The sequence below is a fragment of the Cryobacterium mannosilyticum genome (assembly GCF_004402705.1).
Taxonomy (GTDB): domain Bacteria; phylum Actinomycetota; class Actinomycetes; order Actinomycetales; family Microbacteriaceae; genus Cryobacterium; species Cryobacterium mannosilyticum.
In genome coordinates this window covers 111,377-136,578 of the sequence record NZ_SOFM01000009.1, presented here as the reverse complement: position 1 = coordinate 136,578, position 25,202 = coordinate 111,377, and the positions used below count along the sequence as shown (strand labels likewise).

25 protein-coding genes and 1 pseudogene are annotated in these 25,202 nt (G+C 69.7%); 11 read left to right on the top strand and 15 right to left on the bottom strand.

The annotated features are described in order from the left end of the window. Positions 1-163 precede the first annotated feature (163 nt). The 4 genes and pseudogenes from E3O32_RS03915 to gabT all read right to left on the bottom strand — a co-directional run. Positions 164-1,531: pseudogene (locus E3O32_RS03915) on the bottom strand (flavin monoamine oxidase family protein); the annotation flags it as partial. 40 nt (positions 1,532-1,571) lie between these two features. Continuing rightward, entirely contained in the window at positions 1,572-3,032 is a 1,461-nt protein-coding gene (locus E3O32_RS03910) for an NAD-dependent succinate-semialdehyde dehydrogenase (protein WP_134507228.1), read from the bottom strand. A gap of 69 nt (positions 3,033-3,101) precedes the next feature. Then, positions 3,102-4,409 (bottom strand): Glu/Leu/Phe/Val family dehydrogenase, encoded by a 1,308-nt coding sequence (locus E3O32_RS03905; RefSeq protein WP_134507191.1) that lies wholly within the window; start codon positions 4,407-4,409, stop codon positions 3,102-3,104. After that, positions 4,406-5,770 carry a 4-aminobutyrate--2-oxoglutarate transaminase gene (gene gabT, locus E3O32_RS03900; protein WP_134507189.1) on the bottom strand — a complete coding sequence of 455 codons (1,365 nt, stop codon included), beginning with the start codon at positions 5,768-5,770 and terminating at the stop codon, positions 4,406-4,408. The genes E3O32_RS03905 and gabT overlap by 4 nt, the downstream gene beginning before the upstream one ends. 146 nt (positions 5,771-5,916) lie before the next feature. Here gabT and E3O32_RS03895 point away from each other — a divergent pair, with 146 nt between their 5' ends. Beyond that, positions 5,917-7,500, top strand: a complete 1,584-nt coding sequence (locus E3O32_RS03895; protein WP_134507187.1) for a PucR family transcriptional regulator ligand-binding domain-containing protein — start codon at positions 5,917-5,919, stop codon at positions 7,498-7,500. Beyond that, the gene (locus E3O32_RS03890; RefSeq protein ID WP_134507185.1) at positions 7,500-7,739 is read left to right on the top strand and encodes a hypothetical protein; all 240 of its coding nucleotides are present in this window, start codon (positions 7,500-7,502) and stop codon (positions 7,737-7,739) included. The genes E3O32_RS03895 and E3O32_RS03890 overlap by 1 nt, the downstream gene beginning before the upstream one ends. Before the next feature lie 103 nt (positions 7,740-7,842). Here the strand turns inward: E3O32_RS03890 and E3O32_RS03885 are convergent, their stop codons facing one another. After that, complete coding sequence (locus tag E3O32_RS03885; RefSeq protein ID WP_134507183.1) at positions 7,843-8,520, bottom strand: DUF8185 domain-containing protein; 678 nt, start codon at positions 8,518-8,520, stop codon at positions 7,843-7,845. A gap of 68 nt (positions 8,521-8,588) precedes the next feature. On the opposite strand from E3O32_RS03885, the gene E3O32_RS03880 reads away from it, so the two are divergent. Further along, a complete protein-coding gene (locus E3O32_RS03880) occupies positions 8,589-9,464 on the top strand; it encodes an acyl-CoA thioesterase (RefSeq protein ID WP_241974536.1) in 876 nt (291 codons plus the stop codon). A gap of 11 nt (positions 9,465-9,475) precedes the next feature. Here the strand turns inward: E3O32_RS03880 and E3O32_RS03875 are convergent, their stop codons facing one another. Both E3O32_RS03875 and E3O32_RS03870 read right to left on the bottom strand, forming a co-directional pair. Continuing rightward, positions 9,476-10,300 carry a zf-HC2 domain-containing protein gene (locus E3O32_RS03875; RefSeq protein WP_134507182.1) on the bottom strand — a complete coding sequence of 275 codons (825 nt, stop codon included), beginning with the start codon at positions 10,298-10,300 and terminating at the stop codon, positions 9,476-9,478. Then, entirely contained in the window at positions 10,297-10,809 is a 513-nt protein-coding gene (locus E3O32_RS03870) for a sigma-70 family RNA polymerase sigma factor (RefSeq protein WP_134507180.1), read from the bottom strand. Before E3O32_RS03870 ends, E3O32_RS03875 begins: the two co-directional genes overlap by 4 nt. Positions 10,810-10,963: 154 nt before the next feature. Between E3O32_RS03870 and E3O32_RS03865 the strand changes: the two genes are divergently transcribed. Beyond that, positions 10,964-11,422, top strand: coding sequence for a Rieske (2Fe-2S) protein (locus E3O32_RS03865; protein WP_134507178.1), 459 nt, complete (start codon positions 10,964-10,966; stop codon positions 11,420-11,422). A 13-nt stretch (positions 11,423-11,435) separates the two neighbouring features. After that, entirely contained in the window at positions 11,436-11,930 is a 495-nt protein-coding gene (locus tag E3O32_RS03860) for a DUF2231 domain-containing protein (RefSeq protein WP_134507176.1), read from the top strand. Positions 11,931-11,945: 15 nt separating this feature from the next. Here the strand turns inward: E3O32_RS03860 and E3O32_RS03855 are convergent, their stop codons facing one another. The 5 genes from E3O32_RS03855 to msrA form a co-directional block, all read right to left on the bottom strand. Beyond that, positions 11,946-12,440 carry an acyl-CoA thioesterase gene (locus E3O32_RS03855; RefSeq protein ID WP_134507175.1) on the bottom strand — a complete coding sequence of 165 codons (495 nt, stop codon included), beginning with the start codon at positions 12,438-12,440 and terminating at the stop codon, positions 11,946-11,948. A gap of 7 nt (positions 12,441-12,447) precedes the next feature. Then, a complete protein-coding gene (gene ettA / locus E3O32_RS03850) occupies positions 12,448-14,130 on the bottom strand; it encodes an energy-dependent translational throttle protein EttA (RefSeq protein ID WP_134507173.1) in 1,683 nt (560 codons plus the stop codon). Between the two features lie 5 nt (positions 14,131-14,135). Next, a complete protein-coding gene (locus E3O32_RS03845) occupies positions 14,136-14,684 on the bottom strand; it encodes a DUF6993 domain-containing protein (RefSeq protein WP_174776481.1) in 549 nt (182 codons plus the stop codon). Between the two features lie 36 nt (positions 14,685-14,720). Continuing rightward, positions 14,721-15,233: a single-stranded DNA-binding protein gene (gene ssb / locus E3O32_RS03840; RefSeq protein ID WP_134507171.1), complete on the bottom strand. Its 513-nt coding sequence runs from the start codon at positions 15,231-15,233 to the stop codon at positions 14,721-14,723. Positions 15,234-15,419: 186 nt separating this feature from the next. Continuing rightward, complete coding sequence (gene msrA, locus E3O32_RS03835) at positions 15,420-15,944, bottom strand: peptide-methionine (S)-S-oxide reductase MsrA (RefSeq protein ID WP_134507169.1); 525 nt, start codon at positions 15,942-15,944, stop codon at positions 15,420-15,422. Between the two features lie 17 nt (positions 15,945-15,961). Here msrA and mgrA point away from each other — a divergent pair, with 17 nt between their 5' ends. The 3 genes from mgrA (at position 15,962) to E3O32_RS17370 (ending at position 18,415) form a co-directional block, all read left to right on the top strand. Continuing rightward, positions 15,962-16,969 (top strand): L-glyceraldehyde 3-phosphate reductase, encoded by a 1,008-nt coding sequence (gene mgrA, locus E3O32_RS03830; RefSeq protein ID WP_134507167.1) that lies wholly within the window; start codon positions 15,962-15,964, stop codon positions 16,967-16,969. A 429-nt stretch (positions 16,970-17,398) separates the two neighbouring features. Next, on the top strand, positions 17,399-17,581 hold the full coding sequence (locus E3O32_RS17160; protein WP_134539145.1) for a hypothetical protein: 183 nt from the start codon (positions 17,399-17,401) through the stop codon (positions 17,579-17,581). Positions 17,582-17,668: 87 nt separating this feature from the next. Further along, a complete protein-coding gene (locus E3O32_RS17370; RefSeq protein WP_174776480.1) occupies positions 17,669-18,415 on the top strand; it encodes a hypothetical protein in 747 nt (248 codons plus the stop codon). A 37-nt stretch (positions 18,416-18,452) separates the two neighbouring features. Here the strand turns inward: E3O32_RS17370 and nadE are convergent, their stop codons facing one another. Beyond that, positions 18,453-19,274: an ammonia-dependent NAD(+) synthetase gene (gene nadE, locus E3O32_RS03815; RefSeq protein ID WP_134507165.1), complete on the bottom strand. Its 822-nt coding sequence runs from the start codon at positions 19,272-19,274 to the stop codon at positions 18,453-18,455. Between the two features lie 28 nt (positions 19,275-19,302). After that, complete coding sequence (locus E3O32_RS03810) at positions 19,303-20,307, bottom strand: zinc-dependent alcohol dehydrogenase family protein (protein ID WP_338145181.1); 1,005 nt, start codon at positions 20,305-20,307, stop codon at positions 19,303-19,305. A gap of 213 nt (positions 20,308-20,520) precedes the next feature. Here E3O32_RS03810 and E3O32_RS03805 point away from each other — a divergent pair, with 213 nt between their 5' ends. Continuing rightward, complete coding sequence (locus E3O32_RS03805; protein WP_134507163.1) at positions 20,521-21,882, top strand: phenylacetate--CoA ligase family protein; 1,362 nt, start codon at positions 20,521-20,523, stop codon at positions 21,880-21,882. A gap of 78 nt (positions 21,883-21,960) precedes the next feature. Here the strand turns inward: E3O32_RS03805 and E3O32_RS03800 are convergent, their stop codons facing one another. After that, positions 21,961-22,284: a metal-sensitive transcriptional regulator gene (locus E3O32_RS03800; RefSeq protein ID WP_134507161.1), complete on the bottom strand. Its 324-nt coding sequence runs from the start codon at positions 22,282-22,284 to the stop codon at positions 21,961-21,963. Between the two features lie 169 nt (positions 22,285-22,453). Between E3O32_RS03800 and E3O32_RS17805 the strand changes: the two genes are divergently transcribed. Together E3O32_RS17805 and E3O32_RS03790 are read left to right on the top strand one after the other, a co-directional pair. Continuing rightward, complete coding sequence (locus tag E3O32_RS17805) at positions 22,454-22,780, top strand: heavy-metal-associated domain-containing protein (RefSeq protein ID WP_134507159.1); 327 nt, start codon at positions 22,454-22,456, stop codon at positions 22,778-22,780. Next, entirely contained in the window at positions 22,777-25,068 is a 2,292-nt protein-coding gene (locus tag E3O32_RS03790) for a heavy metal translocating P-type ATPase (RefSeq protein WP_134507157.1), read from the top strand. Before E3O32_RS17805 ends, E3O32_RS03790 begins: the two co-directional genes overlap by 4 nt. Positions 25,069-25,202 lie beyond the last annotated feature (134 nt).

Below are 25,202 nucleotides of genomic sequence, written 5' to 3'. Positions count from 1 at the left end.
CACAGCGCCCGATCGCCCGCGCCGACACCAGCCCATCGACATCCGACATGGGACTGAGCGCTGGCCTCGATCGCCAGCCTCCAATAATCAACACGCTCTAGAACGTGCGCCCGCTGCCCAAAGGTGCGCCGCGACAACCTGAGGTCGCCGCAGCGCGAGAGCGCTAGACGAGTTCGGCGGAGGCGACGATCGCCGCAGCGGTGTCGCGTCCCATCCGGATGGCGCCGTCCACGTGCTGGTAGCCCTTTCCGGCCAGGTCGCTGCAGGAGAAGGAGATCGGCCCGACGGGGGTGCGCAGATCGGCGCCGTAGCGGGCCAGCCCGCCCAGGTCGAAGCTCGCCGCGTAGGCCCCACGGGTCCACTCCTCGGTGCCCCAGTCGCTCTCGTAGTAGACGACCGGCGTGAGCGCCTTCTCGCCGAAGTAGTGCGAGAGCGAGGTGAGGATGCGGGTCTTCCGCTCCTCCGGCGTGAGGGTGAACACCAGGTCGGCGGCCTCGTCCGACACGAAGCCCACGAAGGTGCCGCGGCTGTCGCCGAAGTTCGTGTTGTCATAGGCCTCGTGCACGAGCTCGTAGGGGCTGAATGCGGTACCGGAGAGACCGTCCTCTCGCCAGAACGGGGTCTCGTAGACGGCGTGCACCTTGATCACGAAGCCCATCGAGAGGTGCTGGTGCAGCTGGTGCTGGCGGCGCGGCAGCGGAGGCTCGAACGAGATCCGGCTGTAGAGCACCGGCGGGACAGCCACGATGACGCGGCGCGCGTGCACCTCGAGGTCGTCGGTGACGGCGACGACGCCGTCCTCGGTCCAGCGCAGGGTGCGCACGGCCTGGCCGAGGTGCACGTCGTCGCCGAGCCGTTCGGCGAGGAGGATCGGCACCTGCTGGAGGCCTCCCACGACTCGTTCGTCGAGGATGAAGTCGGCGTCGACGAGGTTGCTGAAGCTGCCGGCGCTGGCCGCCATCAGCAGCGCCTGCAGGGTGGAGAACGCGTGCGCCGGCTTGGTGAGCATGGCGCCGGCGATGAACATGCCGATGTTGTCGCGGGCCTCCTGGTCGGTCGTCTCGTTCTCCAGCCAGGCGCTGAAGGAGATCTCGTCGAGTTCCTTCGCGCGCGGGTGCGCCCACGGGCGGTCGGGGTCGGTCTGGGCGACGAGGCCGTCGAGCAGCTCGATCAGGCGGAGGATCTCACGCTCGGTCTCGGCCGACACCGGGAAGATCTCGCCCTCGAACAGGGTGCGCTCGCCGGCGGCGTTGATGTACACGTTCTCGCCGATGCGGTACCGCGCGAAGGTCTCGAGGCCGAGTTCGGCGATCGTCTCCTTGAGCGCGTCCTGGTCAGGCGAGACCCACTGGCCGCCGATTTCGAGCATGGCGCCGTCGATGTCGTCGGTCCAGAGCCGGCCGCCGACCCGGTCCCTGGCCTCGAGCACGGCGACGGTGAGGCCCGCCTTCCGCAGCTCGGTCGCGGCGGTGAGGCCGGATGCCCCGGCTCCGATGATGACAATGTCGCGTTCGATCGTGGTCATGATTGCTCCCCTGCAGTGTGAGTTGGTTCTTCGGGTTCGATCGGGGTCAGGAGACCGGGATCAGGGTGTACTTGGCCTGGAGGTACTCGTGGATTCCCTCGAGCCCGCCCTCGCGGCCCAGGCCGGACTGCTTGACGCCACCGAACGGCGCCGCGGCGTTGGAGACGAGCCCCGTGTTCAGGCCCATCATCCCGGTCTCCAGGCGGCCGATCATCCGGTGTCCCCTGGCGAGGTCCCTCGTGAAGACGTAGCCGACCAGGCCGTACTCGGTGGAGTTGGCCAGGCGCACGGCCTCGTCCTCGTCGGCGAAGGTGACGATGCCGACGACCGGTCCGAAGATCTCCTCGTGCAGGATGGCGCTGCCGGGTGCGACGCCGGTGAGCACCGTCGGCGCGTAGAACGAGCCGGGGCCCTCGGGGCGCACCCCGCCGGCGAGCAGGGTGGCACCCTTCGACAGGGCGTCCTGCACGAGCGCGTCGGTGCTCGCCACGGCGGCCTCGTTGACGAGCGGCCCGATGGTGACGCCCTCCTCGGTGCCGCGGCCCATGGTGAGAGCGGCGACGCGCTCAGTGAGCCGGCGGCCGAACTCGGCGGCGATCGATTCGTGCACGATGAACCGGTTGGCGGCGGTGCAGGCCTGGCCGATGTTGCGGAACTTGGCGAGCATCGCGCCGTCGACGGCCTTGTCCAGGTCGGCGTCCTCGAAGACGACGAACGGGGCGTTGCCGCCGAGCTCCATCGAGGTGCGCAGCACGCCCTGGGCGGCCTGCTGGATCAGCTTGCGACCGACCGGGGTCGACCCGGTGAAGCTCAGCTTGCGCAGCCGCGGGTCGGCGATGATCGGCCCGGCCACGGCCGAGGAGGCGGAGGTGGTGATCACGTTCACGACCCCGGCCGGCACCCCGGCATCCTCGAGCAGTTGCACGAAGTAGAGGGTGGTCAGCGGGGTCAGTTCGGCCGGTTTGATCACGACGGTGCATCCCGCGGCGAGAGCCGGCGCGATCTTGCGGGTCGCCATGGCCAGCGGGAAGTTCCACGGCGTGATCAGCAGGCACGGGCCCACCGGGTGCTGGGAGACGACCATCGACCCGGTGCCCTCGGGGTTCAGCCCGTAGCGGCCGCTGATCCGCACGGCCTCCTCGCTGAACCAGCGCAGGAATTCGCCGCCGTAGGTGACCTCGCCGTTCGCCTCGGCCAGCGGCTTGCCCATCTCCATCGTCATCAGCAGGGCGAAGTCGTCGCGGCGCTCCTGCAGCAGGTCGAAGGCGCGGCGCAGGATCTCGGCGCGCACCCGCGGGGCGGTCGCCGCCCAGGCCGCGCTCGCGTCGACCGCGGCGTCGAGGGCACGGATGCCGTCGGCGGCATCCGCGTTCGCGATCCGTTTGAGCACGAGCCCGGTCGCCGGGTCGGTCACCTCGATCGGGTCGCCGCCGCCCTGCTGCCAGGCCCCGTTGATGTAGAGCCCGTCGGGGACGCGGGCGAGCAGGTCGGTTTCACGACGGGACACGATGTTCTCTTTCGGTTGGTTCTGGTTCACGCAGGTTCTCTCATCCGGCACGGCCGCGCCGGGCCGTTGTCAGGGGTACAGGCCGCGGAGCAGGTGGGCCTCGGCGACGCGTTCGACCGCGAGCACGGTCGCGGCGGCGCGCAGGGAGAGGTCCCGAGCCGCGGCGTATTCGACGACCTGCTGCCAGGCGCCGAGCATCCGTTCTTCGAGCTTGTGCTCGACCTCGTCGGCGTTCCACCAGTAGGCCTGGTTGCCCTGCACCCACTCGAAGTAGGAGACGAGCACACCGCCGGCGTTCGCGAGGATGTCGGGAACGACGAGCTGGCCGTTCTCGGCGAAGATGCGGTCGGCGGCCGGGGAGGTGGGACCGTTCGCGCCCTCGACGATGATCCGGGCGCTGACCCGGGCGGCGTTGCCCTCGTGCAGCACTCCTTCGACGGCGGCCGGCACGAGCAGGTCGACGGGCAGTTCGAGCAGGGCGTCGCCGCCCAGCGGCTCGGCGCCGTCGTAGCCGACGACCCGTCCGGTGGCGGCGACGTAGGCACTGAGACGGGTGAAGTCCAGGCCGTTCGGGTTGTAGACGGCGCCGTACTGGTCGCTCACGGCGATCACACGCACGCCCGCGTCGGTGAGGAACACGGCGGCGTCGTGGCCGACCTTGCCGAAGCCCTGCACCGCGGCGGTGGCGCCGTGCGGGCTGATGCCGCGGTGCCGGAGCGCCGCGAGCGCGATGTGGGTGACCCCGCGGGAGGTGGCGCTGGCGCGGCCGTGCGACCCGCCGAGGCTGATCGGCTTGCCGGTCACGATGCCGGGAACGGTGTAGCCGACGTTGACGGAGTAGGTGTCCATGATCCAGGCCATGGTGCGTTCGTCGGTGCCCATGTCGGGGGCGGGGATGTCCTTCTCCGGGCCGATGATCGGCAGGATCTCGCTGGTGTAGCGCCGGGTGACCCGTTCCAGCTCGGCCTGGGAGAACTGGCGGGGGTCGATGGTGACCCCGCCCTTGGCGCCGCCGAACGGCACGTCGATCAGGGCGCATTTCCAGGTCATCCACATCGCGAGGGCGCGCACCTCGTCGAGGGTGACTCCCGGGCTGTAGCGCAGGCCGCCCTTGGCCGGTCCACGGGAGAGGTTGTGCTGCACCCGGTAGCCGGTGAACAGGCTGGTGCTGCCGTCGTCCCGGCGGAGCGGCACGGCCACGGTCATCTCCCGGCGCGGCGTGGAGAGCAGGGACTGCAGCCCCGCGCCGTAGCCGAGCACGTCGATCGCGCTGGCCAGCTGGGCGCGGGCGTCGATCAGCGGGGTGGCCAGCGGGGTGGCGAGCGGGGTCGCCGGTGCGGTCAGGAGGGCCGTCGGTGCGGCCTCGAGGAGGCTCATGCGGCGGCCAGCGCGGCCTGGACGACCTGCAGGCCCTCGATGAGCAGTCCGTCGGGGATGCTCAGCGGCGGCAGGAAACGGATCACGTTGCCGTAGGTGCCGCAGGTGAGCAGGATGACACCCTGCGCGTGGGCGGCGGCGACGACGCGTCCGGTGAGGGCGGCATCCGGTTCGCCCGTCACGGCGTCGACCAGTTCGACCGCGATCATGGCGCCACGGCCGCGCACGTCGCCGACGCGCTTGTCGGCGGTCCGGATGGCGTTCAGCCGGCCGGTGAGGATGGCGCCGATCTCCCTGGCCCGGGCGACCAGGTTCTCGGACTCGTACGCCGCCATGGTGGCGAGGGCCGCGGCGCAGGCGAGCGGATTGCCGCCGTAGGTGCCGCCGATGCCGCCGACCTGCGGGGAGTCCATGATCTCGGCGCGGCCGGTGACCGCGGAGAGCGGGAGGCCGCCGGCGATTCCCTTGGCCATCACCATCAGGTCCGGCACGATGCCCTCGTGGTCGCTGGCGAACATGTCGCCGGTGCGGGCGAAACCGGTCTGCACCTCGTCGGCGATGAAGACGACCTTGTTGGCCCGGCACCAGTCCACGAGCGTGGGCAGGAAGCCCGGCGCGGGGACGATGAAGCCGCCCTCGCCCTGGATCGGTTCGATGATCACCGCGGCGAGGTTCTCGGCGCCGATCTGCTTCTCGATCTGCGAGATGGCCCGCTTCGCGGCGACGACGCCGTCCAGCCCGCCGTCGCGGTAGGGGTAGGACATCGGCGCGCGGTAGAGCTCGGCGGCGAACGGGCCGAAGCCGTTCTTGTAGGGCTGGTTCTTCGCGGTCAGCCCCATGGTCAGGGTGGTGCGGCCGTGGTACGCGTGGTCGAACGCGACGACGGCCTGCTTGCCGGTGTAGTGCCGGGCGATCTTGACGGCGTTCTCCACGGCCTCGGCCCCCGAGTTGAAGAGGGCGCTGCGCTTGGCGTGGTCGCCCGGGGTGAGCCGGTTGAGGGTCTCGGCCACCTCGATGTAGGAGTCGTAGGGGGCGACGGTGAAGCAGGTGTGGGTGAACTGGGCGAGCTGGGCCGCGACGGCCTCGACCACCTGCGGAGCGCTGTTGCCGACGCCGGTGACGGCGATGCCGCTGCCGAGGTCGATCAGCGAGTTCCCGTCGACGTCGACGAGCACGCCGCCGCCGGCCGCGACGATGTAGACCGGAAGGGTCACCCCCACGCCGGCCGAGACCGCCTGCGCCTTGCGCGCCTGCAGTGCCTGCGATTTCGGGCCGGGGATGCTCGTCACCAGGCGACGCTCCTGCGGGAGGCTCGGTCCGCCGAGCGGCACGGTGGATGTGGGGGTTTCGACGATGGTCATGGCTGCTCCAGTTCTGCGACACAGGTGCATCGCCGCGCTGCCGGCGACGATGCCAATTGCGCAATGCTATGCACGGCAGGCCCCACCCGCGTCTGCCACTATGTACAACCTACGTCCGATCTTTCGCCGCCCTGTACACTCGTCGCATGTCTCCGTCCGTGGCCCCACCGCTGCTCCCTCCCCTGCGTCGCCTCCTCGCCCAGCCGGGCCTGGACCTGCGCCTGCTGACCCCGGAGTCCGACCTCCCGGCCGGCGCGCTAGATGCGCCGGTGGACTGGGTGCACAGCTCGGACCTGCCCGATCCGACCCCGTTCCTCTCCGCCAGCCAGATGCTGCTCACCACCGGTCGTCAGTTCACCTCCGACGCGACCACGGATGCCTTCTACACCGATTACGTGGACCGGCTGGCCGGCCTCGGCATCGCCTGCCTCGGCTTCGGCACCGAGGTCGTGCGCGACGGCACGCCCGACGCGCTGGTCGCCGCCTGCCTGGCCAGGGGCATCCCCCTCGTCGAGGTGCCCTACGGCACGCCGTTCATCGCCGTGGCCCGCACCGCCGGGGACCTCGTCGCCGAACTGCGCTTCGCCAGGGACACCTGGACGCTGGCCGCGCAGCGCGCCATCTCGCTCGCAGCCCTCCGCCCCGACGGCCTCAGCGCCACCCTGAGCGAGCTGTCCCGTCAGCTCGGCCACTGGGTCGCCCTGTTCGACCCGAGCGGGGCGCTCGACCGGGTCTTCCCCCGCGACGCGTTCACCGGGGCATCCGCTTCCCCCGGCTCCCTCGACCGGGCGCAGCACGAGGCCGCGCGGATGCTCCGCCGCGGCCAGCGCGCCAGCCTCACCGTCGACGACGGCGACGAGACGCTCAACCTGCAGACGCTCGGGCGCCGCGACCAGCTACGCGGCGTGCTCGCGCTCGGCGGCCGGACCCCGCTCGACCTGGCCGGCCAGGAGGTCGTGACGAGCGTGATCGCGCTCGCCGGGCTCGCTCTCGAGCAGAACACGGCGCTCGCGCGCGCCCGGGGGCACCTCCGCTCCGGGCTGCTGCACGCGCTGCTCGGCGGTCAGGTCGAGCTGGCGCACACGATCTCGGCCGAGCTGTGGGGCGCCTTCCCGGCTGAGCCGGTGCGGGTCGCGGTGGCCGACCCTCCCCCGGAGCGTCTGGATGCGCTGACCGAGTTCCTCGAGCTCCGGGTCGAGGAGCGCGGCGGGCACCTCTTCTACGCCCGGGTCGGTGCCGGCGTCGTCGTCTGCCTCGACTCCGACGCCGGCCCTCTGCTCGACGATCTGGTCGGGTTCGGCCTGCACGTGGGGGTGTCAGACCCGGCCCCGTACCGGTCACTGCCCAGGGCGCTCGCCCAGGCCCGCCAGGCGCTCGAGCGTGCGCAGGAGGCCGAACCGGGGATTGTGGCCTTCGACCTGATCTCCCGGCAGGGGGTGCTCGCCTTCCTGGCCAGGACGGATGCCTCGGAGGTCGCCCGCGCGGCCCTCGCGCCGCTGAGCGACCATGACGCCGCCCATGGCACCGCGCTCCTGGCCACGCTGCGGGTGTGGCTGGAGCAGAACGGCCAGTTCGGGCCGGCGGCCGAGGTGCTCGGGGTGCACCGGCACACCGTCCGCGCCCGGATCGGCCAGGCCGAGCAGCTGCTCGGCCGTGACCTCGGCACCTTCCACGCCCGCGCCGATGTGTGGGCCGCGCTGCTCGCAACCGGAGACGTCCTGGCGCCCTAATGCGTCGCAGCCGGGGGCCGGACCCGGTTTGGCGCTCCCCGGGCCGTCCTGACGCCGGGAACCCAGCGATCCAGTCGCTGCTGCTGTCGCTGCTCCTCGCGGCCGTCGTGGTCGGGATCGGCATCTGGCGCTACCGGGGCGGGCGGGGCCGGGACACGTCCGAAGCCGCCCCCGATGCCGACGCCGAAGCCGCTCACGCACCCGTGGTCGAGCCCGCGGGAATCACGGCCGGCCAGTAGCAACACGCTCACCCGCTCAGCGGTTGAGTTCCGGGGAAAGCACCTTCGACGTGGGGCTAAGTCAAGGTGTTTTCTCCGGAACTCAGCCGCCGGACGACGCCGGTCAGCTGCGGAGCGACCAGGGCTTGCGGCGCACCAGGATGTGGCCGCGGCTCGTGCTCAGCCGGGTCCACGGGCCGGTCTCGAACAGGCGCACGGGTTCTTCCTTCGGCAGGAAGCCGAGACTGACGGCGGCGAAGGCCGCGCCGGCCGGCACGATCTCCAGTCCGGGGATCGGCCGGCCCCACACCTCGGAACGCACGCGCTGCACGATCTGGCCGCCCGTTCCGGTCGGGATCACCGCGGCGACCTCCTCGATCCCGGCGTCCGCGGATGCCTGCAGCAGGGCGGCATCCGTCTCGCCCAGGGCCGTCCAGCCGCCCTTGGGCGGGGAGATCCCGGCCCAGGTCACGGTGGTCACCTCGAGCGGCACGGTCACGTTGACCGGCGCGTCCGACAGGGTCACGGCGGACACGAGCCTGGCCAGCCGGTCGAGCAGTGAGCGCACCGGCACGACCGCGTCGAGCTCGACCGGCGTGCCGAGTGCGAACGTGCGCAGGCCGAGCACCGTCGGGCTGCCGTCGAGGAGTCCGCGCGGGTAGAGGATGGCCGTGTAGACGGCGAGCACCCCGGCCGCCGAAATCAGGCGCACGGAACCGTCCTCCACCCGGCTGGCACGCGACAGGTACACCTGGAGGTCGCTGAGGGAATGGGAATCCGTGAGAGAAAATGACTTGCTCATCTGCTCCTAAACTACCAAGGTACGACGGGGCTCACACGAACCCCCCTTCACGCGCCTGAGGAGGCCACATGGACGAGCCGATGCAAGGTCTCCTGACCGCCCTCGACCTCACCGACACGGGTGCCCGCACGAGCGAGGACATCTTCACCGGGCCGTCGCAATGGATGCCGCTCGGCCGGGTGTTCGGCGGACAGGTCCTGGCCCAGTCGCTCGTCGCGGCGATGCGCACGGTGCCGGACGACCGGCACGTTCATTCGATGCACGGCTACTTCCTCCGTCCGGGCGACGTGGGCCAGCCGATCACGTTCTCGGTCGACCGGATCCACGACGGACGCTCCTTCGCGACCCGCCGCACGCAGGCCTACCAGGACGGGCGGCCGATCCTCTCGATGATCGCGTCGTTCCAGGACGACGACCAGGGCCTCGAACATCACATCGACATGCCGACCGACCTGCCCGACCCGGAGTCCCTGCCGACCGCGGCGGAGTCCCTGGAGAGGGTCGACCACTCGATCGCGCGCTACTGGGCCAGCGAACGCCCGTTCGACATGCGCCACATCCCGTCGCCGATCTACCTGACGGTGAACGGCGAGCACACCTCGCGCCAGGCCGTGTGGATGAAGACGCTCGGCCCACTGCCGGACGACCCCGACCTGCACCGCGCGGCGCTGGCCTACGCGAGCGACTACTCGATCATGGAGCCGATCATGAGGCGCCACGGCATCGCCTGGGCCACCCCAGGGCTCAAGGTCGCGAGCCTCGACCACGCCATGTGGTTCCACCGCTTCGGACGTGCCGACGAGTGGATGCTCTACGTGCAGGATTCCCCCTCGGCGCAGGGTGGCCGCGGCCTGTCCACCGGAAGCATCTTCAGCCGGTCCGGGCTCCTCCTGGCCACGGTGGCCCAGGAGGGCATGCTCAGGGTGCCCACCAACGCCGAGTAGTCCCGCTCAGCTCAGGACTGCGGCCGGCCGGCCAGCAGCACCAGACCGTCCGGTTCGAGACGGATGTCGACGGAGGCTATGTCGTGCCGGGCGACGCTGGTCGTGCCGACGGCCTCGATCGCGGTGCCCGGGCCGGCCAGCCAGGTCGCCACGAGGGTCACCGTGCCGCGGGTGTCGGTCACGTACATCGAATACGCCCGTTCGGCGGAGCCGGAGCCTCCGCCGGTCTGCGCGTAGCTGCACGACGAGTCGATCCTGGTTCCCCAGGCCTCGCCGGTCAGCACGAAACTGGCGCTGAGCGGGCTGGGCACGACCTGCTCCATCACCGTGCGGGCTGCCCGGGGCTGGGCACTGCCCGGCGCCGCGGAGGCTGCGGGAGCCGGGGAGGCAACGGGAGCCGCGACCGGCGCGCCGGGAGCGCCCGGGAGCACCGTGGCCAGCACGAGGGCGGCGGCTGCAGAGGCACCGGCCACCGCCACGACGGCCCCGGCCACGAGCACGCGCACGCGACGACGGCGCCGCCGCACCCGGTCCATCAGCCGCGGCAGGCTCTCGCCGGACAGGCCGGACAGGCCGGACAGGCCCGGCCCGCCGGCACGGTCGGCGTCCCGCGGCGCCGAGTCGGGGTGCGGCTCCGCTGCCTGCCGGTCCAGCGCGAGCGCCTCTTCGGCCGGAACGGTGCCGAGCAGCCCCGGCAGTGCCGCGAGCTCGGCGACCATCCGGGCGCAGTCGGGGCACTCGGCGAGGTGACGCTCGAACTCGTGCCGCTCACCGGAGGTCAGCGCCCCGAGCACATAGGCGGCATCCCAGTCGGCGTAGGCATCCGGGGTGGTCATCGTTCGCTCACCCCCCGCTCGTGCAGGGTCAGCCGCATCGCCCGGAGCGCGTAATGCAGGCGGGACTTCACGGTGCCGGGCGGAATGTCCAGCAGCCGGGCGGTCTCGGCGACCGACTGGCCGCGGTAGTACGCGCAGATCACCACGGCCCGGTGTTCGGGGGACAACCCTGCCAGCGCGTCGGCGACCAGCCAGGAATCGAGCAGGGCGGACGTCTGGTCGACAGTCAGCTGTTCGGGGAGCTGATCGGTCGTGAACTCGTGGCGGTGCCTGGCCGACCGGCGGTCGTCGATGACGAGGTTGCGGGCCACCGTGAACAGCCAGTCCCGGGCGGACGTCTCCGATTGGTCGAGCACGCGGGGCAGGCGCCAGGCCCGGAGCAGGGTTTCCTGCACCACATCGTCGGCGAGGGCGGCGTCCCCGGTCAGTCGCACCACATAACGCCAGAGCGCCGGGGCATGTTCATCGTGGAGGGCACGCAGGAGTTCGGCCCGCTCGTCCGTCACCATGCACCTCCCGTCATTAACACGTCGGACCCGCCGGCGGGGTTCACCCGGACGCTGAACCGAAAGCGCCACCGTGTCGTTGTACTGAGTAACAGGTCCACTGGGTAGCATCGCCCTGCCGACCCCAACCTATTCGCGAACCCGGTCAAGGAGAACCATGACGAACTCCACCACGATTCCAGCCGATACCGCCGTGGGCATCTCCCGCCGGGCCGCCCTCCTGATCGGAGGCTCGGGAACCGCCGTCGCACTCGTCGGTTGCAGCACAGGGCCGGCCGCGACCGGGGATGCCGCAGCCACCGACCAGGAGGGCGGCCCGAAGTCCGCGACGGAGGTCGCCAAGCTGGCCGACATCCCGGTCGGCGGCTCGGTCGAGGCGTCACTGAACGGAAAGCCCATCCTGGTCAGCCAGCCCACCGCGGGGAAGGTGATCGCGTTCAGCGCCGTGTGCACCCACCGGGGTTGCGTGGTGAAGCCCGTCGGCAAGGAATTCGATTGCCCGTGCCACGGCTCGAAGTTCGACGCGATGACCGGCGAGGTCCTCGGTGGACCGGCCCCGAGCCCGCTGGTCGCGGTGCCGGTGACGGTGACCGGCGACTCGGTCACCGCCACCTAGGAGCCGGGCGGCCATGGACCTCTACTCCGTCAACGGTCTCCCCCTGCACGTTCTCCTCGTGCACCTCGTCGTCGTTCTCGTGCCGGTGACCGCCCTGGCCGTGCTCCTCGCCGCGGTCTTCCCCGGGGTGCGCCGCCGCCTGGGAATCGTGCTGCCGGCGCTGGGGCTGGCGGTGATCGTGCTGGTGCCGCTGACCAGCCAGGCCGGTGCCTGGTTGCAGGCCCGGGTGGCACCCACCCCGTTGATCGGCGTGCATGCGGGCCTGGGCGGGGCGCTCTGGCCGTGGACGCTCTCCCTCGGGCTGCTCGGCGTCCTGGTTTGGCTCTGGCACACCGTGCAGGACCGGCGACGCCGTGCGCGCCCGGGGACCGGGCCGCGGGTGGTGAGCGTGCTGCTGGTGCTGCTGGCCCTCGGACTCGGCGGCGTGGCCACCTGGCAAACCGTGCTGGTGGGCGAATCCGGCAGCCGGGCGATCTGGCAGGGCTCGTTCAGCGAGACCCCGCGGTAGCCCTCCGAAACCGGGCTAGTCCTCCGGAACGGATGCCCGCCGGGAGAATCTGACGGGCTCGTCCAGGTACGGCGTCCAGGCGTCGCGCTCGGTCGGGCTGATCTTGCGCGGCCGCTCGGTGGCGGCGTCGACCAGCACGATCGTGGTGCTCGCCCGGGCGTAGAGCACCGCCGGAAGCACTCCGTCGGGGCTCCACACCTCGTAGCAGACTTCGAGGCTGGCCCCGCCGAGCTTGCCCAGCCAGAGCCGCACGACGACCGGTTGCCGCAGGTAGGGAATCGGTGCGAGGTATTCGGCCTCGAGCCTGCCGATCAGGGTCAGCGTCGCGGCCCCCGGCCGGCCGTCGAGCACCGCGGTGCCCGCTCCCAGCGCCGGCTCGGTCGCGTCCTCGTCCAGCCAGAACGCCTGGATGCGCGCCTCCTCGAGGAGGCGCAACATCGCGGCATTGTTGACATGGCCGTACGCGTCAAGATCGGACCAGCGCAGCGTGATCGGCACATGAAGCTTCATCGTGGTCCTAGTCGCGGGTGAGCTTGCGGTAGGCGGAACGGTGCGGCTTCGCGGCATCCGGGCCGAGGCGCTCGATCTTGTTCTGCTCATAGGACTCGAAGTTTCCCTCGAACCAGTACCAGTTCGCCGGATCCTCGTCGGTGCCCTCATAGGAGAGGATGTGGGTTGCGATCCGGTCGAGAAACCACCGGTCGTGAGTGATCACCACGGCGCAGCCGGGGAATTCGAGCAGCGCGTTCTCGAGCGAGCCGAGCGTTTCGACGTCCAGGTCGTTGGTGGGTTCGTCAAGCAGGAGCAGATTGCCGCCCTGCTTGAGGGTGAGCGCCAGGTTGAGACGGTTGCGCTCTCCACCGGAGAGCACGCCGGCCTTCTTCTGCTGGTCGGGGCCCTTGAATCCGAAGGTGGACACGTAAGCGCGGGAGGGGATCTCGGTCTTGCCGACCTGGATGTAGTCCTGGCCGTCCGAGACGACTTCCCACAGGGTCTTGTTCGGGTCGATGCCGGTGCGGTCCTGGTCGACGTAGGAGATCGCGACGGTCTCACCGATCTTGAGCTCGCCGCCGTCGAGGGGCTCCTTGCCCACGATCGTCTTGAACAGTGTCGTCTTACCGACACCGTTCGGTCCGATGATGCCGACGATGCCGTTTCGCGGGAGGGTGAAGCTGAGCCCGTCGATGAGGACACGGTCGCCGAAGCCCTTCGTGAGGTTCTTCGCGTCGATGACCTGGGCGCCGAGGCGCGGGCCGACCGGGATCTGGATCTCTTCGAAGTCGAGCTTGCGGGTGCTTTCCGCCGCCGCGGCCATTTCCTCGTACCGGGCGAGGCGGGCCTTGGACTTGGCCTGGCGCCCCTTGGCGTTCGAGCGCACCCATTCAAGTTCGTCCGCGAGGCGCTTGGCCATCTTCGCGTCCTTCTTGCCTGCGATCAGCAGTCGTTCCTGCTTCTTCTCGAGGTAGGTGGAGTAGTTGCCCTCGTAGGGGTAGAGGTGACCGCGGTCCACCTCGGCGATCCACTCGGCCACGTGGTCGAGGAAGTACCGGTCGTGGGTGACGGCGAGCACGGCGCCGGGGTATTGCGCGAGGTGCTGCTCGAGCCACAGCACGCTTTCGGCGTCGAGGTGGTTGGTGGGCTCGTCGAGGAGGAGCAAGTCGGGCTTCTGCAGGAGCAGCTTGGTCAGCGCCACCCGGCGCTTCTCACCACCGGACAGGTCGGAAACGGCCGAGTCTCCCGGCGGGGTGCGCAGGGCGTCCATGGCCTGTTCGAGCTGGGAGTCGAGGTCCCAGGCGTCGGCGGCGTCGATGGCCTCCTGCAGGGTGCCCATCTCGGCCAGGAGGGCGTCGAAGTCGGCGTCCGGCTCGGCGAGGGCGAGGCTGATCTCGTTGAACCGGTCGACCTTGGCCTTGATCGGGCCGACGCCTTCCTGCACGTTCTCGAGCACGGTCTTCGTCTCGTCCAGTTCGGGCTCCTGCATGAGGATGCCGACGCTGTAGCCGGGTGACAGTTTCGCTTCACCGTTGCTCGGCGTGTCGAGGCCGGCCATGATCTTGAGGATCGTGGATTTTCCGGCTCCGTTCGGCCCGACCACGCCAATCTTGGCGCCGGGGAAAAAAGACATCGTCACATCGTCGAGGATGAGCTTGTCGCCAACCGCCTTGCGTGCGCGGACCATCGAGTAAATAAATTCGGCCATAGTGCTTACCAGTCTATTTGCCGCGTGGCCCCGACCAGACACGTACCGCTCGCCAGCACCGGCATGACGGCGCCGTGATAGCCGCCGGTGGCCGGCCCGTTCTGCCCGATCAGGCATTCCGCGTCGAAGCGCACGGCGAACTGGATCGAGTCGGCGGCGAGCGCAGCACTGGTCTCGTCGAAGGTCACCTCCATCCGGGCCCGGTCGAAGCCGGCCGCGACCAGCGCGTCGATGAAGTCGCGACCGCCGGCCGCCGGGTTGGCGGCCACAACGCCGGACGCCACGAAATCGAAATAGGCGAGATTGGTGCGCGCGTCCTGGTCGGGCCGCAGGGTCGGGGCGGGCAACGGAGACGGGGCCACGGCCGGCGTTGAGGCGGACGGCGCGGAGGCGCTCGGCGACGGTGCCGGAGATGTCGCGGGCGGCGCAGCGGCGCAGCCGGACAGGCCCAGGCCGAGCCCTGCTCCGAGGGCGAGCACGGCCGCGGTACCGAGCATCCGAGGGACCACCGCCCCTGCCCTGCGCCGCGGGTCCATCCCAGGTCCAACCTGCACGGGGCATCCTTCCAGGGGCCACGGATGCGGCCGACCCTAAGAGTCTAGGGTGACCAGGCCGGCGTCCTCCCTCGGCAGGAAGCCGCCGGACTCGGCCTGATCCTGTGCCGCTTGTTCCTCTGGCGAGGACGGCTCCGACGGTTCGGCCGGCTCTGCAGGCTGGGACGGCTCCCCGGACAGCCGCCCGGGCGCCGCGGCCGCACGCTGGGAGATGGTGGTGCACCAGGTCAGGTCGTGGCCCACACTGTCCGCTTCGATCTCGACCGCGGTGCCGTTCTTGTCGGCGTTGTGCCAGTCGCGGATGCGCAGCCGGCCGGCAACGACGACGTGTTCACCGCGGCGCACCGACCGCACCACGTTGTGGGCCAGCTGCCGGAAGGTCGAGACCGTGTACCAGTTCGTCTCCGCGTCCACCCAGGACTGTTTCGCCCGGTCGAACCTGCGCTGACCGGAAGCCAGCCGGAACGTGGTGATGGCCAGCCCGGTGCTCGTGACGACGTGGCGCGGCGTTGTCGCCACGATCCCGGTCACCGTGATGATGTCGCTCATTGCGTGCTCCCTGCACCTCGACGGGCGCCGGGCTACGGCTCGGCGCGCGCGACCCGGGAGCGAACGCTCGTGCCTGTCTCCGTCACCCCCGGGTCGCGTGCTCCGAGTCTGCGACAGGGCCGTGCCGGTGCGTGCCCGGTCCGCCATCCACGTGGACGAGGGAACCGTTCCGCTGCCTGTGGAGGGCTAGGGAAGAATGTACTGCGCGTAGGACTTGCGGATCTTGTTCACCTTGGGCAGGGCAACGGCCATGCAGTAGCCCTGGCCGGGGTTCTTGGCGAAGAAGTCCTGGTGGTAGTCCTCCGCGACGAAGTACTCGCCGAGCGGCTGGATCGTCGTGACGATGCCCTCGCCCCACCATTCGGCGGCACGCGTGCGCGCCTTTTCGAAGAGCTGCTTCTGTTCGTCGTCGGCGTAGAACATCGCGGAGCGGTATTGGGTTCCCACGTCGGCGCCCTGGCGGTTCAGCTGGGTCGGGTCGTGCAGGGTGAAGAAGACGTCGAGGATCACGCCGGCCGGGATGACCTCCGGATCGAAGGTGACCGCGATCGCCTCCGCGTGCCCGGTACGGCCGGTGCAGACCGACTCATAGCTGGGATCGGGCGTGTCTCCCCCGGTGTAGCCCGACACGACGTCGGTCACCCCGCGAAGCACCCGATACACGGCGTCGAGACACCAGAAACATCCACCTGCGACCACAAAAGTTTGCACGGTCCTAGAGTAACTGCATGACCTTCGTTGCTGCTGAGAACCGCTATTCCGAGATGACCTATCGCCGCACCGGACGGAGCGGCCTCAAGCTTCCGGCACTCTCACTCGGTCTCTGGCACAATTTCGGGCACGACCGGCCGACAGACACCCAACGGGCCATCCTGCGCCGGGCCTTCGACCTCGGAGTGACCCATTTCGACCTGGCCAACAACTACGGCCCTCCCTATGGCTCGGCCGAGACGAACTTCGGCCGGATCTTCGCCGAAGACTTCCGTCCCTACCGCGACGAACTGGTCATCTCAACCAAGGCCGGCTACGACATGTGGCCCGGACCGTACGGTGACTTCGGATCGCGCAAGTACCTCTTGTCCTCCCTCGACGCGAGCCTCGGCCGCCTCGGACTGGACTACGTCGACATCTTCTACTCCCACCGCCCCGACCCGGAGACCCCGATCGAGGAGACGATGGGAGCCCTGGCCTCCGCCGTGCAGCAGGGCAAGGCCCTCTACGTGGGCATTTCCAGCTACACGCCGGAACAGACCCGGGCCGCCGCCGCCGCTCTGGCCGAGTACAACGTGCCGCTCCTGATTCACCAGCCGCGCTACTCGATGTTCGACCGCCATGTCGAAGACGGCCTCTTCCCGGTGCTCGATGAGCTCGGCGTGGGCAGCATCTGCTTCTCACCGCTGGCCCAGGGTCTCCTGACCGACCGGTATCTGTCGGGGAACGTCCCGTCGGATTCCCGGGCGGCGACAAGCCGGTTCCTGTCCTCGGATGTCCTCACCGACACCTATCTCGAGCGGGTCCGCGGCCTGAACGCCATCGCGGCCGAGCGCGGCCAGACCCTGGCCCAGCTTGCCGTGACCTGGATCCTGCGCCAGCGGTCGGTGACCAGTGTGCTGGTCGGGGCGAGCAGCGTCGGCCAGCTGGAGCAGACCGTGGCGGCCCTGGACGCCCCGGCGTTGACCCCGGACGAGATCGCGGCGATCGAGCCGTTCGCCGTGCACGGCACCGGACTGCGTTAGTCGGTGGGATACCTCTACGCTCGCCTCGCGTCGCGGCGATGGCGCTGCTCGGTGTCGCCGGCATCGTGGTCGCGCAGACGGCCCGGGTGAACAAGCGGTCGATCTGGACCTCGCCAGCCAGGACCTCGCCCTCGGGAGCGAGCCGGTCGCCGCAGCCCCGGACTGAATGTCGGTGGCCGGCCGTAGCGTGGAGACACCATCAACCGCGGCCGGCCGATATCGGAGGATTCCTTGTCCACAGCTGCTGCCCTGCCGAACCGTTCTCCTCAGTCCGGCCATCCTCTTCAGTCCGGCCATCCTCTTCAGTCCGGCCGTCCTCTTCAGTCCGGCCGTCCTCTTCAATCCCGCCTTCCTCTTCAGTCCCGCCTTCCTCTTCAGCCCGGCCGTCCTCCCGGGCCGGCGACCGGAACCGTCCGCGGCCTCTCCCTGTTGCCCGTCGCCGACGGCCTCTGGCGCGTGGTCACCCGTAGCGGGGCGGTGCTCGGCCACATCGAACGAAGCACCGACGGCCTCGACGAGCGCTTCGCTGCGCGGCGTCTCCTGGCGTCCACCCGGACGACGGCCCTCGGCACCTTCTGGAACATCGACGACGCCGCGGATTGCTTCCGGTGAGTCTTCTGCATCTTCGCCGACACGACCTTTCAGGCACGCCGGGCGTGTTCCCCGCGAACCGGGATCGGTCCCGGTAAAGTGCCGCTCATGCAGTGGTGGAATAGTTTCGTGTCCTGGCTCACGGCAGCCAGCAATCAGACCATGGTGTTCAGCGCCGTGGTGCTTGTCGTCGCGATCATCGTGGCCAGCCTGCTGGCCGCGTGGATCTCCCGAGGAGCAATCCGCCACCTGCTCGCCCAGCATGATCGAGAGCTGAAGGCGGCCGTCATCGGCGCCCTGGTGGACGCGGCGACCGAGGCATCCGTCTGGAACTCGCTGAGCCCCCAGGAGCAGGTCATGGCGGACCGCGCCGTCGGCCAGGCCGACATCCAGCTGCGCCTCCTGCCGATCAAGGGGTCTGCTGTGGCCGCGAATTGGGCCGCGCACCAGCTGGCCGAGCTCAAGCGCACCTCCGCCACCTTCGGCTACCAGCTTGAACCGGCTCTGCTCGAGTTCCGTGACCGTCTGATCGAATGGCAGCACAAGCCTGCTCGGGCGCGCAAGGTCTTCCTCAGTGACCTGGACCGGTGGAAGGTGGCGAACACCACCTCCGAGAAGAGCCTGCTCGCCGAGCAGGATGCGTGGGCCGCGCAACAACACCACGACCAGTACTCGACCCCGCAGGCTGCGCCGGTGCCGGCACCGTTGAACCCGGCACCGTTGAACCCGGCACCGTTGAACCCGGCACCGTTGAACTACGCCACCACCCCGGCCTCACCGTCGACGGAGACCCAGCGCCTCCTCGACGACGTGCAGGCGCTCGAGGTGCGGCCCGCGCCGTACTCCGCTTCTTAGATCCGTCCGCACGATCCCGCCGCCCTGACGATCCGCCCTAACGCCACCACTCATCGAACATCGACGCCGGCACGCGGCGCTTGTGCTCGGTGGCCAGGTAGCGCTTCTCGATGGCGTCGGCCACGGCATCGTCGACCTGGCGCCCCTCGAGGTAGTCGTCGATCTGCTCGTACCGCAGGCCCAGGTTGTCCTCGTCGGTCTGGCCGGGGGTGTCGTCGAGCAGGTCTGCGGTCGGCTGTTTCTGGTAGAGCCGCTCGGGGGCGCCGAGTTCGACCAGGAGCGCGCGCCCCTGCCGTTTGGTCAGCCCCGTGAGCGGCAGGATGTCCGTTCCGCCGTCTCCGTACTTGGTGAAGAACCCGGTGACCGCCTCGGCCGCGTGATCGGTGCCCACGACGAGGAGCCCCTGTGCGCCCGCGAGGGCGTATTGGGCGACCATCCGGGCGCGGGCCTTGACGTTGCCCTTGTCGAAGTCGGGGAGCTCCCGGCCCATGCTGACGAGGTATTCGGCGTCGATCCCGTCGACGGCGCGCTGGATGTTGAAGGCTGCGCTCGACTGGGGCCGGATGAATTCCAGGGCGAGCTGGGCGTCGTCCTCGTCCCGTTGCACCGCGTAGGGCAGGCGCACGGCGAGGAAGGTCGCCGGGTGCCCCTCGGCGGCCAGCTGCTCGACGGCAAGCTGGCAGAGCCGTCCGGCCAGGCTCGAATCCTGGCCGCCGCTGATCCCGAGCACGAGGCCCTTCGCCCCGGTGCGCCGGAGGTAGTCCACGAGGAACTGGGCCCTGCGGCGCAACTCGAGCGCCGGCTCAATGGTCGGGGACACGTTCAGTTCCGCGATGATCCGCGCCTGTAGTTCTCGCATGCACCGAATCTATCAACCCGGGGCGAGCTCAGCCGCTCCGCAGATCGATCACCAGCGAACCCGCAGCAGCTCCCGCGCGCAGGTCGGCGACGGCACGATCAACCTCGTCGAACGGATACACGGTGGTCTCGGGGACGAGGTCGAGGTTGTGCGCCAGGCGAAGGAACGCGGCGCCGTCGGACCGGGTGTTCGCCGTCACGCTGCGGAGGTCCCGCTCGTAGAACAGGTCGGCCTCGTAGTCGAGCGAGGGGACGTCCGAGAGGTGGATCCCCGCGACGACCACCGTGCCTCCTCGCCTGGTCGCCCGCAGCGCCACCGGAACCAGGTTGCCGGCCGGGGCGAACAGGATCGCGGAATCCAGCGGGACCGGCGGAGCGGCCTCCGCGTCGCCGACGAAGGACAAGCCGAGACGGCGGGCCAGGTCCCGGTTGCGTTCACCGCGGGTCATGGCGAACACGTCGATTCCGCCGGCCAGGGCCAGCCTCGCCGTGAGTTGTGCGCTCGAACCGAAGCCGTAGATCCCGAGCCGCCCACCGGGCGGCACGTTCGCCCGCGACAACGCCCGGTAGCCGATGATGCCCGCGCAGAGCAGCGGTGCCGTCTGGACCGGGTCGGTGCCGTCCGGCAACGGGTAGGCGAAGGCCTCCGGGACGGTCGTGTAGCGCGCGAATCCCCCGTCGGCGTCCCACCCGGTGAAGAGGGCCCCCTCGCAGAGGTTCTCCCGGCCGGTGCGACACCATTCGCAGGTTCCGCAGGTCTTCCGCAGCCAGGCGCCGCCGACCAGGTCTCCGTTCTGCAATCCGAGCACCGCGGCGCCGCGCCCCACCACCGTGCCGACGATCTGGTGGCCGGGGGTCACGTCCGGACGGTGCGGTGCGAGTTCACCGTCGATGACGTGCAGGTCGGTGCGGCAGACGCCGCACGCGAGGACCTCGATGAGCACCTCGTCCGCGGCCGGCTCAGGGACCGGCTTCTCCCCGAGGATGAGTCGGTGCCGGCCCGATTCAACCGACCAGGCCCGCATGGCGTCCATGGCTTCCTCCTCGCCGGCCACGCTACCCGCGAAAGGCCTCAGGGTCCGTTGCTCGACCCTGACTGTTCGGACCGACTGATCGGGTCCGCTAGCGGTACTTGTCGAGTATGCGGACCTGCTCCCGGCCCTCGGTACCCCTGGAGGGTATTCACAGTTGGGGATATGATTAGCCCGGATCAACCCACACCGTCTTGTTCACGACAGGGGTTCCGCATGGACATCCGCCTCTTGTCAGAGCTTCTTTACTTCCGGGCACGCTGGAAGGCCAGGGACCGCTGGAGCCGCCAGCAAATCGAGGCCCATCAGGCACGGGCGTTGCAGGAGCTCCGGCGAGCGGCATACGCCGGCTCCCAGTTCTATCGACAGCATCACGCCGGATTGTTTGACGCGCCGTTGTCCCAACTACCTGCGGTGACGAAGGCTGACCTGATGAGCCACTTCGACGAGGCTGTGACCGATCCCGGGCTGCGATTAGCAGACGTGGAGGAGCATCTGCGCAATCTGGTGGCGACCGGCACGGACCCGGGGCGTCCCTGGCGGGGTCGCTGGTGGGCAGCCGCAACGGCAGGCACCACCGGGCGGCGAGGCATCTTCATCTGGAATCGGCGCGAATGGGCCACGGTGCTCGCTTCCTATGCCCGAGCCAACGACTGGGCCGGCGTTCCTGCCGGGCTGGCTCATCCGCTGCGAGTTGCCATGGTCAGCTCCCGCACACCGACGCATCAATCGGCGGTGGTCGGGGCCTCCTTGCGATCCAGGCTCGTGCCGACGCTCCGGCTGGACGCGACAAGTCCAGTACGGGAGATCGTCGCCGCGTTGAATTCCTTCCAGCCTCGGCTCCTCGTTGGATACGCGTCGGCGCTCAAGCCTCTGGCCGCAGAGCAGCGCGCAGGCGGCCTGCGCATTTCGCCGCAGTCGGTCGTGTCTGCTTCCGAGGTGCTGACCGTGCGGTCCGCCGCCGAGATACAGGCAGCCTGGGAGTCAGCGCCCTTTGACGTCTACGCCGCCACCGAAACGGCGGGCATCGCGTCGCCCTGTGTGTTTCACACGAGCCACATCTACGAGGACCTAGTGATCGTGGAACCTGTGGACCTGGCCGGCCTGACGGTTCCGCCTGGGACGATCGGCGCCAGGATCCTGGTCACCGTCTTGTTCTCCCGCACCCTGCCGCTGATCCGCTATGAGATGTCCGACAGCGTCGGTATCGACGGCCGCGGCTGCCCGTGCGGTCGTTCATTCGCCCGCCTAGCCGGAATTGAGGGCCGGATCGAGGACGTTCTGATACTGCCCGGGATCACAGGCGAGGTCAGCATTCACCCAAACGTCTTCCACAACGTCCTGGACGACGCAACGATCGCGGGCTGGCAGGTCATCCAGGAGCCGGCAACCCTCCGGGTTATGCTGGCCGGCCTGGCCGCGTCGGCATCGGTGGAGCAGGTTCGCACCGGCCTGGCGGCGGCCCTGGAATCAGCGGGAGTCGTCGGTACCGCCCTCGACGTGCGAGTGGTTGACGCCGTGGAGCGCACCGCCCTCGGGAAGGCGCCGCTGGTGCGGGGCTTGCGGAGGCTGCCATGAGTAGACGGCGAGTCGCCCCCGCAGGACGTCCGTTTCCTCCAAGTCGTGAGCGCCGTCCTCGACGGCGTCCGCCCCGGGTCAGGAACGAACCAGCCGGGCGATCGCCTCCGAGGCCTCTTTGATCTTGAGGACCCCCTCCTCGCCTCCGGCCGCGACGGCGGACACGACGCAATGGTTCAGGTGGTCGTCGAGCAGGCCGAGCGCAACGGACTGCAAGGCGCTCGTCATCGCCGAAATCTGGGTGAGGATATCGATACAGTACTTCTCGTCGGAGACCATCCCCTGGATGCCCCTGGCCTGCCCTTCGATCCGACGCAGCCGCTTGAGATAGGCATCCTTGCCGGAGATATAGCCGTGATGAGCGGAGTGCTCCCCGGTCGAGGCTTCGATTGACTCACTCATTGTCGTTCCATTCTCATCTCCACACCGGACCAAAACCACGCCGTCCGCAGTCCGGGATCTCATCGTCACATAATCATACCCCACAGGGGTATAATTGTTTCGTTACCCCACAGGGGTAGACGGCGAGAGTTCGCGAAAACGTCGCGGATCGAAAGGAACACTGAATCTTATGCACACCACGAATGTGAACGACCTCGGCCTGACTGATGCATCCTGCACCTGCGATTCGCACTCAGATCACGGCGAAAGCACAACGGCACTCCCCCGTGACGCGTCCACCGCAACCTACCGGGTGACCGGGATGACCTGTTCGCACTGTGTCGCCAGCGTCACGGCGGAAGTCGGTAAATTGGCCGGCCCCGAGAATGTCACGGTCGCACTCGTCCCGGGTGGTGTCTCGGTGGTCACCGTCTCCAGTGCCGCCCCGCTCGACGCGGCCGCCGTGGCTGCCGCCATCGATGAGGCAGGCTACGAACTGGTCCCGGCGAGCTCATGAGCGGGGAGCAGGTCGACCTTCTCGTCGGCGGAATGACCTGCGCCTCCTGCGCGGCCCGGATCGAGAAGAAGCTCAACCGGATGCCCGGGGTCGAGGCCTCGGTGAACTACGCCACCGAGAAGGCCAGCGTCTTCCTCCCCGACGGCACAACCCTCGAGCAGGCCATCGCCGTGATCGAAGAGACCGGCTACACCGCCGAACGACCCCGGCCGCCCGAAGCCACGGCACCCGACGCGCCCACCGAGCAGGACCCTGAGGTCGCGAGCCTGCGCCAGCGGCTGATCCTCTCCGCCGTGCTCGCCGCTCCCGTGCTGCTGCTCTCGATGATCCCGCCGCTGCAATTCAGCAACTGGCAGTGGCTGGCCCTGACCCTGGCCGCGCCCGTCGCCGTCTGGGGCGCCTGGCCCTTCCACCGTGCCGCCTGGGCCAACCTTCGCCACGGCGCGGCGACCATGGACACCCTGATCAGCATCGGCGTGCTCGCCGCCCTCGGCTGGTCGCTGTTCGCCCTGTTCTTCGGCACCGCCGGGATGCCGGGCATGACCATGAACTTCAGCCTCACCGCCAACCCGGAAGGCGGCGCGCACGAGATCTACCTCGAGGTCGCCTCCGCCGTCACCGTGTTCATCCTGGCCGGGCGTTACTTCGAGGCCCGCGCCAAGAAGCGCTCCGGCGCCGCCCTGAAAGCGTTGCTCGAACTCGGAGCGAAGGAGACGACCCTCCTCCGGAACGGCATCGAGACCACCGTGCCGACCGCGTCCCTCGTCGTCGGCGACCTGTTCGTGGTGCGTCCGGGCGAGAAGATCGCCACGGACGGCACGGTCACCGAGGGCAACTCGGCGATCGACGCCAGCATGCTCACCGGCGAGTCCGTCCCCGTCGAGGTCGGCCCCGGCGCCGCCGTCGTCGGCGCCACCCTCAACTCGGGTGGGCGCCTGGTGATTCGGGCCACCCGGATCGGCGCGGACACCCAGCTCGCCCAACTCGGCCGCCTGGTCGAACAGGCGCAGACCGGCAAGGCGGAGGTGCAGCGCCTCGCCGACCGGGTGTCCGCCGTGTTCGTGCCGATCGTGATCGGGCTGGCACTGGCCACCCTGGTCGTATGGCTCCTCCTCGGCGCCGGGCCCGTCGTGGCGTTCACCGCGGCCGTGGCCACCCTGATCATCGCCTGCCCGTGCGCGCTCGGCCTGGCAACACCCACCGCGCTGCTGGTCGGCACCGGCCGCGGCGCCCAGCTGGGCATCCTGATCAAGGGCCCGCAGGTACTCGAATCCACCCGCCGGGTCGACACCATCGTGCTCGATAAGACCGGCACCGTCACCACCGGCCGGATGACCCTCGTCGCGACCGCCCCCACCGCCGGCACCACCGAGGCCGAGCTCCTCGGCCTCGCCGGCGCGGCGGAGACCGGTTCCGAACATCCGATCGCGAAGGCGATCGTGACCGGCGCCCGGGACCGGACCGGTGACCTGCCGACGCCGGAATCGTTCGCCTCGACCGACGGGCTCGGCGTGCAAGCCCTCATCGACGGCCGGGTCGTGCTCGTCGGCCGCCCCCGCTGGCTGGCCGACCAGTGGGCCATCCCGCTCCCCTCCGACCTCCAGGCGGCGCTCTCCTCCTTCGAGGGCCAGGGTCGCACCGTGGTCGCCGTGGCCTGGGACGGTCAGGCGAATGGCCTGATCGCCGTGTCCGACACGGTCAAGCCCACCAGCGCGGCCGCGATCGCCGAGTTCCGCCGCCTCGGCCTGCGCCCGGTGCTGCTCACCGGCGACAACGAGATCGTCGCCGCAGCCGTCGCCGCGGAAGTTGGCATCACCGAGGTGCGGGCCGGCGTCCTGCCCGCCGAGAAGGCCGAGGCCATCCGGCAACTTCAGAGCGAAGGGCGCGTCGTCGCCATGGTCGGCGACGGCGTGAACGACGCCGTCGCGCTGGCCACCGCCGACCTCGGCATCGCGATGGGAACCGGAACGGACGTCGCCATCGAGGCCAGCGACCTGACCCTGGTACGCAGCGACCTGGTCGCGGCCGCGGACGCGATCCGACTCTCCCGACGCACCCTCGCCACCATCAAGGCCAACCTGTTCTGGGCCTTCGCCTACAACGTGGCCGCGATCCCCCTCGCGATGCTCGGCCTGCTCAACCCGCTGATCGCCGGCGCCGCGATGGCACTGTCCTCGGTCTTCGTCGTCAGCAACAGCCTCCGCCTACGCCGATTCCGCGGACTCACCCTGACCGTCGCGCCGACGCACACTGGCGCGCTGCACACCGAACCGGCCACCGTGACCTGACCTGCGGCTGGCTTCCGCCTCACAGGGCGCGCGTCGGTCTCGACGACTTGGGCAGCTCGCGCACTCTCAGCTTCGGGTCAGCTTCCATCTACTAGATTAGTTAGTAGTTGGGTTGTCGTCCCAGCATTCCTGAT